The sequence below is a fragment of the Parafrankia sp. EUN1f genome (genome assembly GCF_000177675.1).
In the GTDB taxonomy this organism is placed as follows: Bacteria; Actinomycetota; Actinomycetes; order Frankiales; family Frankiaceae; genus Parafrankia.
The window spans coordinates 14548-30253 of record NZ_ADGX01000104.1; the positions used below are offsets into that span (position 1 = coordinate 14548).

Here is a 15706-nt window from a genome sequence, read left to right on the forward strand (position 1 = left end):
CAACAGCGGGGATCGCCGCAGCCTACCGGCAGAACGACGCTGGCCTCTCGGCCGGCGCCACCTTCCTTCGCGAAGAAGGACTTGATCTCGGCGTAGGTGGCAGAACACCCGATCCCGGCCGTCCACGAGCCACTGCGGTCTCGCCGCCCCGGAGATCCGACACGCAGTCGCCCTCTCGGCACGCGCCGGCTTCCCGTCTCTGCCGGTCCGAACCTGTGTATGGCCGGGAACAACGCCTTCAGCGCCGGGTGAGCGCGCTGAAGGCGAAAGGAGACCGGCATGCGGCGCGCAGGTCGGGAGTGGGACGACCGAGGAGGTATCCCTGCCCACAGTGGATACCGGCTTCCTGGGCCGCGGTCAGGTCCGCCTGTGTCTCGATGCCTTCGGCGACGACGCGGCACCCCGTCTCCCGGGCGATGGTGGTGATTCCCGCGACGATCGCCCGGCGGACGGGATCGCCGCTCATGTTCTTGATGAGAACCCTGTCGATTTTCACGACGTCCGGCCGCAGACTGAGCAGCATCTCCAGGCCGGAGTAGCAGGCTCCCAGATCGTCGATGGCGATGAGGGCACCGTGGCGGCGAAGCAGGCGGACAGCCTCGACCAGGTCGGGGTTGTCGTAGGCCTGTTCCGCCTCGGTGATCTCGACGACGAGCCGGCTGGGGTCGCCGGTGTCGAGGAGAAGGTCGACAAGACCGCCGGTGACCGTCGACGGAGCGGCGTTGACGGCGAGGCGTACATCGTCGGGAAGGGCGGGCAGCACGGGCAGCGCCCGCTGGATCGCGGCGATCTCCAGTTCGGGGCCGAGACCGGCGGCGGCCGCGTCGCGGAACAGCGCGGCGGTGGACAGGCGCGGGTCGGGCAGACGGGTCAAGGCCTCGACACCGACGGTGCGTCCGGCGACGAGGTCGATGACGGGCTGGTAGTGGATGCGCAGACCGTCGGAGTCGATCAGAGTGTGCACACGGTGCCAGACACGGCTTCGGATCTCCCACATCCTGTGGAGGTCGGACACGTAGCCGGTCAGGAAGCGGGCGAGCAGCCGCAGGAACCGTATGTCCCGGTCGCCGAGGGACGGCTGCGGATGCCGGTGGAGGCACCCGACCAGCCCGTAGAGGTTCCCATCCGTGTCGAGGATCGGTGTCGCCGCATAGGCGCCGATACCCAGGTCCTGTACCGAGATGATGTCCGCAGTGCGGGGGTCCCGCCGCGTGTTGGGGATCAGTTCCGGGAGGTCCCCGGTGAGCACCCGCCCGAACACGCCGGCGTCGCGGCGGATGGTGCAGCCGAGGGCGAGACCGAACGGCTGGGCGTTGCCGCAGAGCCCCTGAAGGATCAGGAGACCACCGTCAAGGCGGCCGAGCCAGGCGATCTCCATCCGCAGCCGCCGCCGGAGCAGATCCAGCAGACCCATCAGCGCGTCGCCGGGTGCGCAGACCTCGCTGCGCGGTCCCAGACAGCCATGATGGGCAGGCATACCCCTCCTCCCAACAAGTCAGGCCCTCTCGACCGGAGTTACCCACCCTCACCGAACCGCACACCACGCACCCGGATGGACACATCGCGTATCGGACGGGTTATTCGCCCCAACGCTCTTCCGACCGCACCGCCGGCCCCTACACCGGCCCCCGGCCGCCGCGGTGCCGGTAACGGTCAGATCAGGGCACATCCCCTCCCTCACGGGTCCGCGCGACGAGGCGAGGCCTCCCTCACCCCACTCGCCGGACGGCTGATCGCCGACGCCCACCGCGTCCTCGCCGCCCTCACACCCGCTGCGGATATTCACCCGGCGGACGTCCCGGCGTCGGGGCGGCGCCAGGGTGCGCGACACCCTCGTGCACACGCATCTGCACAGCTGTGGAACACCGTCGACCTCGCCAGGCCCCAGATGATCGGAAAGCCCGTGACCGGCCATCACAACACCATCTGGTCGGTGCTGTTCTCCCCGGACGACAGGATCGTGGCGACCGCCAGCTATGACGGCACGATGGGCATCTGGAACGTGGAGGACCCCGAACACCCCCGGCTCGAGGGGCTGGTTCCGTCCGGCCAGGAAGGCTGGTTGATGTCCCTCGCGTGCTCCCTCGACCGAGCCGCACCCGTCCTGGCCAGCGGCAGTCAGGACGGAACGATACGGCTCTGGCGGCTCGAGCGCTGACGATGGGCGCCGCCCGGTCGAGGTCACTACCGACAAGGCCGCGGTCGTCCCGCCGGCGACGCGGAACCGTCGGTCGAGCCGGTGTGGTCAGTGGGCCTTGTCGAACGCTTCGACGATGTTCGCGGCGATGCGGCCCCGGTCGCTCACCGTGTAGCCGTTACCGCGTGCCCACTCGCGGATGTCAGCGGTACGGTCCGTACCCGCGGAGCGAGGCGAGGCGGCACGCGGACCGCGCCGTCCACTGGCCGGACGACCACCGGAACGGCGACCCGCGGAAACAAACGAGGCCAGGGCCTCCCTCAGCTTCGTGGCGTTCGCCTCGGACAGGTCGATCTCGTACTGCGCGCCGTCCAACCCGAACCGGACGGTCTCATCGGCGGTCTCGCCACTAAGGTCATCGATCAGCGAAACGATGGTTTTCTGGGCCATGAGTAATCCCTACTCCTCCTCGCGGACCGTATATCCGCAACGTATTGCCCACCGTATCGCCTGACCGCACGACCCGGTCCACCGCCGCATCGAAATCACCTAAACATGCCAGGAAGGCTTCTCCAGGGGAGCACCACGCTGGATCGGTCCCGTAGCTGGGGTGTTCATCCAGCGAGGTCAGCGCCGAGGGTCCGGGCGAGTTTCTCGGTCCGGCAGGGGAGTTCACAGGTAGTACAGCTCTGTCACGTAGTACAGCCCTGTCACGCGAAAAGTGCGGTGTGCGCGTTGTCGTGAGCGGGGTGTTCGTCCTTCCAGGCGGCCAGGAGACGCAGGGTCGCGGCGGATTCGGCGCCGGCGGGAAAGTATGTGATCATGCGATGTTGTTCTCCGGAGAGTCCGAGAGTCTCGAAGCGCAGAGTCAGCGGGCCGACCACCGGGTGGTGGAACGCCTTGGTACCGTGCGTCTTCGCGTGGACCTCGTGTCGGGCCCAGAACGCACGGAACTCCGAACTCGTACGGGACAGATTGTCGACGAGCTCGATCGTCGCGCGGTCAGCGTTCGCGGCGCTGGCCACGCGAAGAATCGCCACGGCTTCGCCGGCGACCTGCGGCCAGTCGACGTAGAGCCGCCTGGTCGCCGGATCGACGAACAGCAACCAGACGGCGTTGCGGTGCTCGGGGGGCAGTACCGCGAAGTCGCAGATCAGCGCCGCGGCGAGCCGATTCCACGCCAGAATGTCGAGGCGGGCGTTCACGACCAGCGCCGGCAGGTCGCCGAGCCCGTCAAGTAGCTCCTGAACCTCAGGGCGCACGTTCTCAGCCCGGCCCTGGGCGGCTCTGTCCGTGCCCGGATGAACAAGCCGCCGCAGATGTGCCCGTTCGGTCTCGTCCAGGCGCAGCGCGCGAGCAACCGCGTCGAGCACCGAGTCCGACGGCCGCACCCTGCCCTGCTCCAACCGGACGTAATAGTCGACGCTCACCCCAACCAGGGCCGCCACCTCCTCCCGACGCAGGCCGGGAACCCGGCGGACACCGGTCGAGACCACCGCGGCCTCCTCGGGTGACAGCCGCGCCCGCCGGGCGCGCAGGAAGTCCCGGAGCGGGATCACCGAGGCGGACCGAGGCGTGCTGGTGGAGGAGCCCATGCCCCGCAGTGTGGACGACCATTCGTCGGTTCAACCAGGGTCTGTCAGACCCATGCACCGCTCTGCCCCAGGCTGCCAGCACCTCGGGTGCGATCCGTCCTGGTTGTGCCCGTCGTCCGGCCGCGATGCTGATGCCGTTCGCGCTGACGGCCCCGGAGCTCACCGGGCCAGGACAGGAGACGACTTGTGGCAACCGAGAACAACAGGCTGGGTACCGCGAACCTGGAGCGAGTTCAGTCGATCTACGCGGCGTTCGGGTCCGGGGACGTCGAAGGCGTGCTCGCCGCGCTGGCGCCGGACGTCGTGTGGAGCAACGCCGGTCCCGCCGACCTCGCCTATTTCGGAGTTCGCACCGGTCGGGAACAGGCGGCGGAGGTGTTCGCCATCCTCGGCCAGGAGTTCGACATAGCCCACTTCGCGCCCGTCGAGTTCTTCGCCGCCGGCGAGCGGGTCGCCGTCCTGCTGGAAATGCGGGCGACGATCCGCTCCACCGGCCGATCGTTCACCGAGGACCTCGTCCACGTCTGGACGTTCGGCTCGGACGGCCTCGTCACCAGGCTCCAGGACATCCAGGACTCCGCCGGAGTCGCCGCCGCGCTGCGTCCCTGACCTTCCGGCCCGAAGCCACCTGGATGCCGACGACGACTACGACTACGGTTCCCACCCGAGGTGATCATCCTGCCGGTCGGCTGCCTTCCGCACGCACCTGCGGAAGGCAGGGCTAGTCGGCGCGGCAGGCTGTCGGATCCCGGGTGTACGCGCAGAACGACTCTCGTTCCACCGCCCAGCGCGTACCGTCGAAGCGGACCATGGCGTCACCGCTGCTGTACCCCACGGTGGCCCGGTCCTCGGTAGCCCGCTGGAACGCGACCACCGCCTGAACGGGGCTGAGGAATCGGACCAACGACACCTCCGCCACCCTGATCGGATGGAGGCCGTCCTGTTCCGGATACTCCATCGCGAAGGCATCGCCGCGCCCCAACAGGGATTCACCATCCTCAACGGCGGCAGCCCGGTCGGCGGGCGGGGTGTCCTCCGAGAACGCCGTGACGACCGCCGCCTGCACCTGCGTGGTCGCCGTGGCGGGATCCGCCGGGCCCGCCGGTGCCGGACCGGTTTCGATTCCCTCGGCGATGGCGCGAACCGCGTTCACCTCCGGCGCACCGCCAACCCCCACCATTCCCTGCGGCGTCGCCCACCACAACGAATAGACCGGGCGGGCGACCTTCTTGCTGTCGGTCAACGACTCGGTCACCAGAACGGCGGGCGCACCGTCGACAGTGGTGCGCTCGGCAGTCCGCCCGCCGTAGGAGGCCAGGTCCGTCACTTCTTCCTTGGGATCGAGGATGGCTTCCAGATCCGACGGGGCCCCAGGCAGGACGGTCACGTGGTAACCGGCCTCCGGCTCGGTCGAGGCCGGATCGCTCCTGCCGGTGAATCCGGCAGTGATCGCTACCTGGCCCCGCCTCGCCGGGATCGTGAGGGAATACCAGTAGTCATCGCTGACCCGGATGCCCGCCGACTCGAGGCCGGCCGGTAGCCGGGTGACCTTCATCCCGTACACGTCGATCGGGGAGACCTCGACGACCGGTGGGCGTACCGGGGCACTCGTGCCGGCGGGGACCACCGAGTGCCCGCTGTTACCGCCCGGCGGCAGCGCGAGCAGGAGCCCGCCGGCCAGTGCCAGTGCCAGTGAACATGCGACACTCGACGCCGCGACGAGGCGACGCCGATGCCGCCGGCGCCGGGCCACTATCCGATCAAAGAGGTATGGGTCGGCTGTGACTCCCTCCGCCGCCAGGGTGAACGTCGCGCGGGCTCGGTCGTCGACGCCTGCGCTGCTGTGTGCGGCCTCGTCGGGGCTGGCCGGCTCGGGCGGTGGCGTCTGCGCATCCGTCGTGGTCATGCCTGACCTCCTCGCGATGGGGGTTGCCTGGGTTGCCCGGGCGCCTGCGGAGATGCCGTGCGCGGGCGCGGCGCGTCCTGCGCTGTGGCGAGTGCCGCACGCATCCGGGCCAGACCTCGAGCGGTGTGAGTCTTGACGGTCCCCGGAGAGCAGCCGACAAGTGCCGCGACCTCCGGATCGGGCAGGTCGTCGAAATAGCGCAGCGTGAGTACCGCGCGCTGCTGGGTGGGCAGCGTGCGCAGCACCGCCAGCAACTGCTCGCGGACCGCCACCCGGTCGGTCATCCCGAGCTGGCTGACGTCGATGTCGCGGCCGGTACCCGACAGGCCGTCGAGCCGCTCCTCACGAACCCGCCGCCGGCGGCGCGATCGCCTCGACGCACCGTTCACCAGGGCCCGGCGTATGTAGCGGTCGGGGTCGTCGATCCGTCGCCACCGGCTGTAGACCCGTTCCAGCACATCCTGCAGGAGGTCCTCGCCGGCGTGCCGGTCGCCGGTGAGGAACATCGCCGTGCGCAGCAAGGTCGTGGCGTTCGACCGGACGTACTGCTCGAACGTCGAGCTGCTCGTGGGGGTGGCCGGTGCCTGCGCTCGCCAGTCGATCTCATCGACATCGGATGCCGACCCGGACGGCGGCTCGTCCGCCTGGCCGGATGGCGGCCCAGCGCCGTGGTCGGACGGCAGCGCTGACAGTTGTTCCACCGGCGGCCTGCCGACGAGCGTCATCGGCAGCCGTCCGAACTCGCTCCCGACGCTCATCCAGCCGACCCGGCTCGGCCCGCGGTGACCTGACGCTGCCGGCTCGCCGCCGGCGCATGCCCGCCGCCGAACGACACGCCCGGCATGCGCTCGATCCCGACTTCCCCTGTTTCGTCGCTCACCGTTGTCCTCCTTCACCTGGCTCTGTCTTCTCAGAGACCGGACGGGTGCTGCTGGAGGACAGCCACTCGCGGAAAGCTTCACGACGCCTCTCCCGATCGGAGTCGGACGAGACGTTCCGTGCCCGCGGGAAGCCTGGTCCGCCCGATGGGTGCCTCCCCGGCTAGCCGGTCTGGAGGTTGAAGATCGTGCGGCGGATGTCGTCGATGGTCTGGTCGAGGGCGTTGGTGGCGGCCGTCAGGCGGGCCGCGGCCAGGTCCCCGATGAGACGGATGAGCGACTGTAGCTGCAGGCCGACCGCGAACAGCCGCTGGATGACCTGGTCGTGCAGGTCGCGGGCGATGCGGTCGCGGTCCTTGAAGACCGCGAGGCGGGCTCGCTCCTGCTGGGCGTGGACGAGTTCGAGGGCGAGCGAGGCGTCGTTGGCGAATGCCTGTACCAGGTCGTGGTCGCGGGGTTGGTGGTGCTCGATGCCGGCGCGATTGCAGAGGATGAGCGTGGCCGGGGCCTTGCCGGTGATGCGCAGGGGGACGACGAGCGCGGTGGCGAAGGGCAGGTCCGGCACGGGGGTGAGCCGGCTGCCGTGGAGATCGAGATGGTCGAGGATGACCATTGCGCCGCGGGCCAGTTCGTCCAGGGTGCGCTCGTCGGAGAGGCGGATCGTCAGGCCACGGAGTGCTTCGGACCCGACCGGGAGGCCGGTGGCGATGTCGGCCGTCGTCACCACCAGGTTGCCGTTCTCGTCGGGAACCGCGACCGTGGCGAGGTCGACGCCGGCCATCTGGCGGGCCAGGGTGGCGACCGTGTCGAAGGCGGTCACCTGGTCCGGGGCCACGAGGACGGCGGCCGTCATCCGAGCGCTGGCCGCGAGCCAGGCGTTGCCACGTTCCGCCCGCTCGTAGAGCCGGCGCAGCTCGTGTTCCGCGCGCTCCCGCTCGATCGCGGCGGTGAGAACGTGCGCGACGGACTGGACGAACGTGGTCTCATCCTCGGTGAAGCGACGGGACTGCGGCGATCGAGCAATCGCCAGGAGGCCGTACGGCGACCAGCGGCTGCCGATTCGTATGGTGAGGATGGTCAGATCGTTGTCGCTGTGCGATGCGTAGCGGGTCTCCGCGAGCCGGGCGCTCACCGCCGCCGCGCCTGCGCCGGGGCCCGCGCCCCTGCCCCCGCCTGGTTCCACGGCCAAGCCCGTTTCCGCACCCGTACCCGGCGACGTACCCGTACCCGGCGCCGTACCCGTACCCGTACCCGGCCCAGCGCCTGCGTTCGCAGCAGGCCCCGCACCTGTTCCCGCTTCGGTTCCTGTCGGCACGCCGCCGTCGTCGAGGCGGATGAGCTCGCATTCGGTTGCGTCCAGCGTCGAGGTGACCAGCGCCGTCGCCTCGACCACCAGGCTGTCGACGTCGTGACCGGACACGGCATGGTCGCCGAGCCGCGCGAGGCCCGCCTGGCGGCGCTCGGCCCGGCGCAGGTCGGTGACGTCGGCGAGCACGAGCGCGAGCAGGTCGTCGCCGTCCTGCGCATAAGGGATCACCGACACCCGCAGGGACAGGACGGGGCCGTTGCCGACGGTGACGTCGATGTCGCCGGTCTGTGCCTGACGGGTCGTGATCGCGGTTGAGACCAGGCCCCAGGGGCCACCGAGGGACCGCTGCCGCTGCCGTGGGTCGACCGGCCGCAGCAGCTCCACCAGGTGCGTGAGCGGCGTGCCGATGCGCTGCGGCCTGCCCGCGATCCGGTCGATGACCGGTGAGGCGCGCCGCAGCCGCCGGTCGGCGCCGCCGTACAGGGCGACGCCGACCGGGAGGTCCCCACCGGGGGCCTGCGCTGATACCAGCTCCAGCAGCGCGGCGTGTTCACCGATCGTCTCCGTGCCGTGGCGGGAGGCGGTGACGTCGAGGATCGTGCCGGTGTTGCCGACCACCTCGCCGGCGTCGTCGCGGATGACCATCGCCCGGATCTGGACCCGGCGGTAGCTGCCGTCCCGGGTGCGGTACCGGGTCTCGTGGTGGCAGTGGTCGGCGCCGCCGGCCACCACCGCCATGAACAACGCGATCGTGTGCTGCAGCTCGTCGGGGTGGACATAGTCCAGGAAGCGTGATCCGAGGCTGGGACCGATCTCGAAGCCGGTCAGCCGTGTCCACGCCCGGTTGAGGTAGGTCCAACGGCCCTCGGCGTCGGTCTGGAACACGACCTCGCCGAGTGTGTCGAGTAACCGGAGGGCGTCCTGACCCGGGTCAGGAAGCGGGACGGCATCAGATGCTGACGAGATCATCGGGCCCCCTCGGCGATCAGGATCTCGCCGAACGCGCCGCGCAGTAGGTATCCCTGTTCTGGCCCAGCGGCAGCAGGCGGGGCACGGCGTAGGCGGTGCGCAGGACGGTCGCGGTCGCCGCGGCGGTCGTCTCGATCTCGCGCTGGATCTGTGCGCGGGCCTCGGCGGTGGGTGCGTTCACCAGGCGTTCGGCGTTGCGCCAGGCTGTCTCACGCCAGGCCACGAGAATCTGCATGAGCACCGTGTAGGACAGGCCGAGCGGGCTCGCGATGTCGTCGATGGATGGATCGAACCGATCCGCGGCCTCCCGCAGCAGGGGGTCGATCACTCGGTTGAGCATGACGTTGACCTTGTCGTGGTCCGCCTTGCGGCTCTGGCCGCCCGCCGTCACCAGTCCCAGCGAGGCGAGCACCAGCGGCAGGTCCCGGTTCACGTGCGCGTTCATCCCGAGCAGGATGTTCCCGGCGCCGGCGAGCTGGCGGCCGGCCGCCGCGTCGAAGGCGATCTGCCAGGCGGGGGAGACGCCGCCGCCGTCGCCGGTGAGCCAGGCGTCGTAGGCATGGAAGTAGTACGCGGCGAAGACTGCGTCCTCGGTGTTGACATAGGCGACGTCCGTGAAGAAGCCGGGCTGGGCAGCCGTGCGCCGGTACTCCTCGGTGGTCCGCAGATAGGTCAGGGCGAACACCGCGTTGTGGTCGCAGCTCGCCGCGAGCGGCGCAAAGCGGCTCCGCATCTGCGTGATCGTCGCGTCGACGCACTCGGGGGCGCCGTCGGCACACTGCTGTGCCTGCGCGGGGGCGTATGCGGCCGGTAGCGGCGGCAGCAGGCCCGACCAGCCGATGAACAGCGGCTCGGTGGTTGCGGTGGTGGTTGTGGGGGTGGCGGTGGTCGTGGGGGTGGCGGTGGCGGGCACGGCCGTCGCCAGGGAAAGCCCCACCGAAAGGAGGCCTGCGATAAATGAAATAAATAATCCTAAAGCCCAGCTTCGCCTTGCGGGCATGAAAGTCATAGCACCGCATCATAGGGTCATTGGCGACGGAATATCGGCAGGGGATTCTTGCTAGAAGTATAAATGATTTATCTTTTCGCGTTTCCGGTGGCCGACTGGGCGTGTAGCAAAATCCCGAGCTTCGGGCTTTGGTTGCTGCCGGGCAAGAGTTGAGGATCGTGGTCGTTCCGACAGCCAAAATCCTCAATTCTCTGCGGATTATCAAGCGACATTTCACCCCTTTTGCTCATCTTGATGTGAATTGCGGCGCAGAAGATGGTCAGTGGTTGGGGCGGGTCGAGGGGGCGGGTTACGGAACGTGGGGTAGGAAGGTTCTATGGTGAAGATCCTCTTTGTGGTGACCGGCTCCGACCGGTGGACGCTGGCCGACGGGACCGCCCACCGCACCGGCTTCTGGGCCGAGGAGGCCCTGGTCCCCTACGAAAAGTTCAGGTCCGCCGGCCACGAGATCACCGTGGCGACGCCCGGCGGCGTGGCACCGCCCGTCGATCCCGCCAGCCTCGCGCCGGACGCCGCCGGCGGCCCCGAGGCGGCGGCGAAGCTGGAGAAGGCGCTGGGCGAGGCCGCCGAGTTCCGCGCCCCGGTGGCGCTGGCCGATGTGCGTCTCGACGAGTACGACGCCGTGTACGTCCCCGGTGGCCACGGACCGATGGAGGACCTGGCGGTCGACGCCGACTCCGGCCGCATCCTGGCCCAGGCACTGCAACGCGGCCTGCCGGTGGGCGTGGTGTGCCACGGCCCGGCCGCGTTGCTGGCCGCGGTCGGGCCGGATGGCGCAAACGCGTACGCCGGCTACCGCATCACCGGTTTCACCAACGCGGAGGAGCGGCTGGCCGGCTTCGCAGAGAAGGCCCGTTGGCTGCTTCAGGACCGCCTGACCGAGGCCGGCCTGAAGGTCGAGGTGGGTGAGCCCTGGGCACCGCACGTCGAGGTCGACCGCAACGTCGTCACCGGGCAGAACCCGGCATCGTCGGCCCCGGTGGCCGCCGAGCTGCTCAAACTGCTTGGTTGAGCCCAGCCTCCGCTCGTTCGACCGAGAATCCCTGCCCCAGGGCACGATCCTCGTCCATGGGGGTCCCGTGACCGCCCAGAACGCGATCGACGGGCTGGTCCGCGCCGCGGCCTCCAGCGGGGGCCGCGCCGCCAGCCTGAAGCACCAGCCTGAAGCACCAGCCTGAGGCACCGGGCTCACGCTCAGCTCACCGCGACACCGACTTCGTCCGCCGGAAACCGGGAGGAACCCGATGTCAAAGCCGCCGCTGCCGCCCGAGGCCGTCGAGCTGCTGCGCCGCCCGAACCCGTGCGTGATGGCGACGCTGCGCGCGGACGGCACGCCGGTCTCCACCCCCACCTGGTACGTGTGGGACGACGGCCGGGTACTGATCAGCATGGACGAGGGCCGGGTGCGCCTGCAACACCTGCGCCGTGACCCTCGTGTCACCCTTACCGCCCTCGCCGCCGACGACTGGTACACGCACGTCACGCTGATCGGCCGGGCCGCCGCGATGCAGGACGACGAGGGCCTGGCCGACATCGATCGCATCTCCCGCCACTACACCGGCAATCCCTATCCGGACCGGGTCCGCGCCCGCGTCAGCGCCTGGATCGAGATCGAGCGCTGGCACGGCTGGGGGACGATGAAGGACAGCGACCAGGCTTCCACCTGATCCCTGATCCCTGAACCCTGAGCGCTCAGGGTGTGTTCTTCGTTGCCGTTCGCGGCGAAGGTGGCCCAGCCGCCGCTGTCACCGGCGTTCGTGAGGACTCCGGTGTTGTGGCCGTACTTGCCGGTCAGGATCGTGCCGCGGGCCGGGCAGCAGATCGGGGTCGGGCGCAGCTGTCGGTGAAGGTCAGCCCGGAGTCCCGGATCAGGGCCGCGGTGTGCGGCATCGCGTCCCAGTACGGCGACGTCGTCTGGTCGAGGTCGTCGGCGAGGATGAGGACGAAGTTCGGCCGCTCGGTCGAGCTCGCCGCATTGACCGCGGAAAGCGTGCCGCCCGCCGTCGCCGCGCCCGTGCCCGGCGCGACTTCCGCGCACGAGCGGCCAGTCCGGTGGCTGCTGTAACCGTCAGCGCGACAAGGCCGACCAGCCCGGCCGCGCCGAGACGTGCCCGCCGGCCGAATCGGCGGTGCCGCGCCATCACCGGCCTCCCGCCTGCGCGAACGGCGGCCTCTGGTCGACTGGGCGGCGGTCACTGTGCGGAGTCCGTCCTCTCATGGGCTCACCGCACCAGCTGATCATCTGCTTGGAGGCGCGGCCAGAATGTGGCGCCGGCCGGCTTTTGGCTGACGCCGGAAACGCGAGGTCAGTGGATCGTCCGCCGTCCGCCGTCCGCCGCCTGCCGATGTGGCGTCCCTCCGACGCCGCCCCACCTGCCGCGGTGGCGGCGCCTGGTTCGGGTGACACTCGATCGCAGCCCGGTATCCTGCGGGTATGTCCACCCCCGGGCCGTCGGAGGGCAGTCGCACTCCGGCTGCGGGCTGGAGCACCGCCCAGACCCGGGTCCTGACCGCGGCCTTGGAGCTCTTCGCGACCCACGGCGTGAGTGGGACGTCGCTGCAGATGATCGCGGGCGCCATCGGTGTGACCAAGGCGGCCGTGTACCACCAGTTCAGGACGAAGGAGGAGATCGTCCTGGCGGTGGCCGAGCTGGGGCTCGCCGAGCTGGTGGAGGCGGTGGAGGCCGCCGAGGCCGAGCCGCGCCGTGACCGCGCCCGGGACGTCCTGCTCGCCAAGGTTGTCGACACCGCGGTCCGGCGGCGCCGGGAGACCAGCGTGCTCCGCAGTGATCCGGTGATGGTTCGCTTCCTCGGGTCTCATCCGCCGTTCCAGCGTCTGATCGAGCGGATCTACCGGTTGTTGATCGGCGAGGCGGCGCCCGAGCAGGAGACACGGGTGCGCGTGGCGATGCTCTCCGCCGCGCTGGGTGGCGGGGTCTCCCACCCGCTTGTGGCGGGCATCGACGACGAGACGCTGAGCACCCTTCTCCTGCAGGTGACCCGAGGCATCCTCGGGGTCGAGGCGGCTCACGATGTCGCCGAGTAGTCGATCAGGGCATCTGATCCGCTGTCCGGGGCGGCGGCTGGCCGCCTGTCGCAGGATCACCCACCGCACAGCCATCCATCGGGGGATCCCGCACCGCCGCCGCCCAGCGCCAGTGCTTCCCAAATAGGGGCAAACGGGGCGCAGGGTCGCCTGGCGATCCGCAAGCAGTGAGGATTTCGGCTGTTTCAGCAGCCAGAATCCTCACTGCTTGCTTGGCGGAGGTATCCGTCACCTGGGGGCCTTGCCGACAGTCACCTGGTACCACTCGACGTGACTGTGGTCGGGTGTGGTGGTCGGGTGTGGGAAGGCCGCGCTGACGCGCATTACTAGTTCGAAGCTCGAACCACTTGCTACGGTCGTGGGGTGGGTTCTGACATTCCCGTCGACAGTGTCCGGGCGGTCGCCCGGCTGTCGAGGGTCCTTGAACGCTCCCTGGACGGACTGAGCCTCGCCCAGTACCGCGTGCTCGCCCAGATCGCGGCGGGGGACGAGCGGGCGTCCCGCATTGCGCACCGGCTGGCGCTCGGCAAGCCGGCGGTGAGCGCGGCGGTCGAGTCGCTGCGCCAGCGCGGCCTGCTCAGCCGCGGCAGCGTCGACGAGGACCGGCGTGCCGTCGCGCTGGCTCTGACGGACGAGGGCAGGGCCGTGTTCGACGCGGCCGAGCGGGCGATGGCCATGCGTCTGCAGGAGATCATCGCGCGCACCGCCGATCCCGACGGGGCGGTCGCGGTGCTGCGTCAGCTGGGCGCCGCGGTGGAGGTGCTCATGAGCGAACGCGCGGCGGGCAGACGGTCAGAGCGGTCAGAGCAGTCAGAGCGGGCAGAGCGGTCAGAGCGGTCAGAGCGGGCAGGGTGCTCGGAGCGGGCGGAGTGGCCGGAACGGGCAGAGCGGTCCAGGCGGAGCGAGTGATGATGACCGCTGTCAGGGACGTTCCAGGCGCTCACCCGCCTGGTGCAGACATGGACGCCGCCCCGGGCTGGCTGCGTGGCCTGTGGGGCTTCCTGCTGCTGCATCGCCGCGACCTCGCCCTGGCCTGGGCGGCGGCGCTGCTGGGAAGTGCCTGCCAGGCCGTCGTCCCGCTGATCGCGCGGCACATCGTCGACGACGTGATCGTGGCGCGGACGTCCCCGCTGTGGCCTTGGCTGTTGCTTCTGCTCGCCGCGGCGGCGGGCGCGTTCGGCTTCGCCTACGTGCGTCGCTACCGGGGTGGGCGGGTCGCCCTCGGTGTGCAGTTCGACCTGCGCAACGCCATGCACGACCATCTGCAGACCCTGGACCAGGACAATCTCGCCCGGCTGCCGACGGGCCAGCTGGTGGCCCGCGCGAACTCGGACTCGGCGCTGGTGCAGGGGCTGCTGAGCCTGCTGCCGATCATGATGGGCAACGTGCTCATGCTGATCGCGACGCTGATCATCATGATCTTCCTCTCGCCCCCGCTCGCGCTCATCAGCCTCGCCGTCGTCCCGACCCTGTTCGCACTGTCCTACCGGCTGCGCTCCCGCGTGTTCCCCGCCACCTGGGACGCCCAGCAGCGCGAGGGCGGCGTCGCGCAGATCGTCGACGAGGACGTCAACGGGGTCCGGGTGGTCAAGGCGTTCGGCCAGGAGCGCCGCGAGCTGGACCGGATCGTCGACGCTGCCGGTGATCTGTACGGCTCGCGGATGCGCGCGGTGCGGCTGCGGGCCCGTTACCAGCCGCTGCTGGAGGCCGTCCCAGCGTTCGCTCAGGTCGCGATCCTCGCGGTCGGCGGCTGGATGGCGCTGAACGGGCACCTGACCATCGGCACGTTTCTGGCGTTCTCGACGTACGTCGGCCAGTTCGCCGCCCCGGCGCGCCAGCTCGCGGGTGTGCTCACCGTCGGCCAGCAGGCCAGGGCCGGCGTCGAGCGGATCTTCCAGCTGCTGCGCCTCACCCCGACCATCGCCGACGCCCCGGACGCGGTCGATCTCGGCCCGCTGCGCGGCGAGATCGCCTTCGAGGGGGTCGAGTTCGCCTACCGGGCGGACGTGCCGATCCTGCGTGGCTTCGACCTGCGGATCGCCGCGGGGGAGCGGGTGGCGATCATCGGGGCCAGCGGCAGCGGCAAGTCGACGGTGGCGGCGCTGCTGAGCCGCTTCCATGACCCCGACGCCGGCCGGGTGACGGTCGACGGCCACGACCTGCGGTCGGTGCGGCTGCGGTCGCTGCGCTCCCAGGTCGGGGTCGCGTTCGAGGAGAGCTTCCTGTTCTCGGTGTCGGTGCGGGAGAACATCGCCTTCGGACGTCCCGACGCGAGCGAGGCCGAGGTGGAGGCGGCGGCCCGGGCCGCGGCCGCGCACGAGTTCATCGTCGGCCTGCCCCGCGGCTATGACACGGTCGTCGGTGAGCGGGGTCTGTCGTTGTCCGGCGGCCAGCGCCAGCGGATCGCGCTGGCCCGCGCGCTGCTCACCGACCCCAGGGTGCTGGTGCTCGACGACGCGACCAGCGCTGTCGACGCCCACACCGAGGAGCGCATCCACGGCGCGCTGCGCGAGCTGCTGCCCGGCCGAACCACGATCCTCATCGCGCACCGTGTCTCGACGTTGCATCTCGCCGAACGGATCGTGGTGATCGACGGTGGCCGGGTGGTCGAGTCGGGCACCCACGACGAGCTGCAGGAGCGCAGCGGTACCTACCGGGCTCTGCTGGCCGGGCTCGACGCCGAGCTGGTCGATGAGCTCGGTGACCGCGTCGAGGTCCTCGCCACCCTCCTCGACGAGAACGAGAACGAGAACGAGAACGCGCCGGGCACAGGCACAGGCACGAACGCAGGCACGGACGCCGGCGCCGGCGGGGGTGCCGGCGCGGGTGCGGCGCGGGTCGGTGGCCGCCCGCGCCG

Annotated in this window: 16 protein-coding genes; 8 read left to right on the plus strand and 8 right to left on the minus strand. The window is 70.2% G+C overall.

Translation table 11 applies throughout. The features are described 5' to 3' along the window. Positions 1-238: 238 nt before the first annotated feature. Positions 239-1477, minus strand: a complete 1239-nt coding sequence (locus FREUN1FDRAFT_RS26045) for an EAL domain-containing protein (protein ID WP_006543248.1) — start codon at positions 1475-1477, stop codon at positions 239-241. A gap of 426 nt (positions 1478-1903) precedes the next feature. Here FREUN1FDRAFT_RS26045 and FREUN1FDRAFT_RS44260 point away from each other — a divergent pair, with 426 nt between their 5' ends. After that, positions 1904-2158 carry a WD40 repeat domain-containing protein gene (locus tag FREUN1FDRAFT_RS44260; RefSeq protein WP_157475343.1) on the plus strand — a complete coding sequence of 85 codons (255 nt, stop codon included), beginning with the start codon at positions 1904-1906 and terminating at the stop codon, positions 2156-2158. A gap of 87 nt (positions 2159-2245) precedes the next feature. On the opposite strand, the gene FREUN1FDRAFT_RS26055 is transcribed toward FREUN1FDRAFT_RS44260, so the two are convergent. Both FREUN1FDRAFT_RS26055 and FREUN1FDRAFT_RS26060 read right to left on the minus strand, forming a co-directional pair. After that, positions 2246-2587, minus strand: coding sequence for an Lsr2 family protein (locus tag FREUN1FDRAFT_RS26055; RefSeq protein ID WP_006543250.1), 342 nt, complete (start codon positions 2585-2587; stop codon positions 2246-2248). 260 nt (positions 2588-2847) lie between these two features. Then, a complete protein-coding gene (locus tag FREUN1FDRAFT_RS26060; RefSeq protein ID WP_006543251.1) occupies positions 2848-3732 on the minus strand; it encodes a helix-turn-helix domain-containing protein in 885 nt (294 codons plus the stop codon). A gap of 186 nt (positions 3733-3918) precedes the next feature. Here FREUN1FDRAFT_RS26060 and FREUN1FDRAFT_RS26065 point away from each other — a divergent pair, with 186 nt between their 5' ends. After that, positions 3919-4341: a nuclear transport factor 2 family protein gene (locus FREUN1FDRAFT_RS26065; protein WP_006543252.1), complete on the plus strand. Its 423-nt coding sequence runs from the start codon at positions 3919-3921 to the stop codon at positions 4339-4341. A 112-nt stretch (positions 4342-4453) separates the two neighbouring features. Here the strand turns inward: FREUN1FDRAFT_RS26065 and FREUN1FDRAFT_RS26070 are convergent, their stop codons facing one another. The 5 genes from FREUN1FDRAFT_RS26070 to FREUN1FDRAFT_RS26085 all read right to left on the minus strand — a co-directional run bounded on the left by FREUN1FDRAFT_RS26070 (position 4454) and on the right by FREUN1FDRAFT_RS26085 (position 9731). Continuing rightward, the gene (locus tag FREUN1FDRAFT_RS26070) at positions 4454-5638 is read right to left on the minus strand and encodes a hypothetical protein (protein WP_006543253.1); all 1185 of its coding nucleotides are present in this window, start codon (positions 5636-5638) and stop codon (positions 4454-4456) included. Beyond that, positions 5635-6396 (minus strand): SigE family RNA polymerase sigma factor, encoded by a 762-nt coding sequence (locus FREUN1FDRAFT_RS26075; RefSeq protein ID WP_006543254.1) that lies wholly within the window; start codon positions 6394-6396, stop codon positions 5635-5637. The genes FREUN1FDRAFT_RS26070 and FREUN1FDRAFT_RS26075 overlap by 4 nt, the downstream gene beginning before the upstream one ends. Then, positions 6393-6518: a hypothetical protein gene (locus tag FREUN1FDRAFT_RS47510; RefSeq protein WP_255348237.1), complete on the minus strand. Its 126-nt coding sequence runs from the start codon at positions 6516-6518 to the stop codon at positions 6393-6395. Before FREUN1FDRAFT_RS47510 ends, FREUN1FDRAFT_RS26075 begins: the two co-directional genes overlap by 4 nt. A 161-nt stretch (positions 6519-6679) precedes the next feature. Then, entirely contained in the window at positions 6680-8794 is a 2115-nt protein-coding gene (locus FREUN1FDRAFT_RS26080; protein WP_006543255.1) for a PAS domain-containing protein, read from the minus strand. Positions 8795-8810: 16 nt separating this feature from the next. Then, positions 8811-9731 (minus strand): DUF5995 family protein, encoded by a 921-nt coding sequence (locus FREUN1FDRAFT_RS26085; protein ID WP_006543256.1) that lies wholly within the window; start codon positions 9729-9731, stop codon positions 8811-8813. Between the two features lie 388 nt (positions 9732-10119). Here FREUN1FDRAFT_RS26085 and FREUN1FDRAFT_RS26090 point away from each other — a divergent pair, with 388 nt between their 5' ends. From FREUN1FDRAFT_RS26090 to FREUN1FDRAFT_RS26115, 6 genes are all read left to right on the plus strand, one after another. Beyond that, entirely contained in the window at positions 10120-10815 is a 696-nt protein-coding gene (locus FREUN1FDRAFT_RS26090) for a type 1 glutamine amidotransferase domain-containing protein (RefSeq protein WP_006543257.1), read from the plus strand. Between the two features lie 232 nt (positions 10816-11047). Continuing rightward, positions 11048-11470 (plus strand): PPOX class F420-dependent oxidoreductase, encoded by a 423-nt coding sequence (locus tag FREUN1FDRAFT_RS26095; protein ID WP_006543258.1) that lies wholly within the window; start codon positions 11048-11050, stop codon positions 11468-11470. Between the two features lie 107 nt (positions 11471-11577). Continuing rightward, on the plus strand, positions 11578-11868 hold the full coding sequence (locus FREUN1FDRAFT_RS44265; protein WP_006543259.1) for a hypothetical protein: 291 nt from the start codon (positions 11578-11580) through the stop codon (positions 11866-11868). Between the two features lie 369 nt (positions 11869-12237). Continuing rightward, positions 12238-12849 (plus strand): TetR/AcrR family transcriptional regulator, encoded by a 612-nt coding sequence (locus FREUN1FDRAFT_RS26105; RefSeq protein WP_006543260.1) that lies wholly within the window; start codon positions 12238-12240, stop codon positions 12847-12849. A 363-nt stretch (positions 12850-13212) separates the two neighbouring features. Next, positions 13213-13758 (plus strand): MarR family winged helix-turn-helix transcriptional regulator, encoded by a 546-nt coding sequence (locus FREUN1FDRAFT_RS26110; RefSeq protein WP_006543261.1) that lies wholly within the window; start codon positions 13213-13215, stop codon positions 13756-13758. A 50-nt stretch (positions 13759-13808) separates the two neighbouring features. Then, a partial coding sequence (locus FREUN1FDRAFT_RS26115; protein WP_232295410.1) for an ABC transporter ATP-binding protein occupies positions 13809-15706 on the plus strand: 1898 nt, incomplete at its 3' end.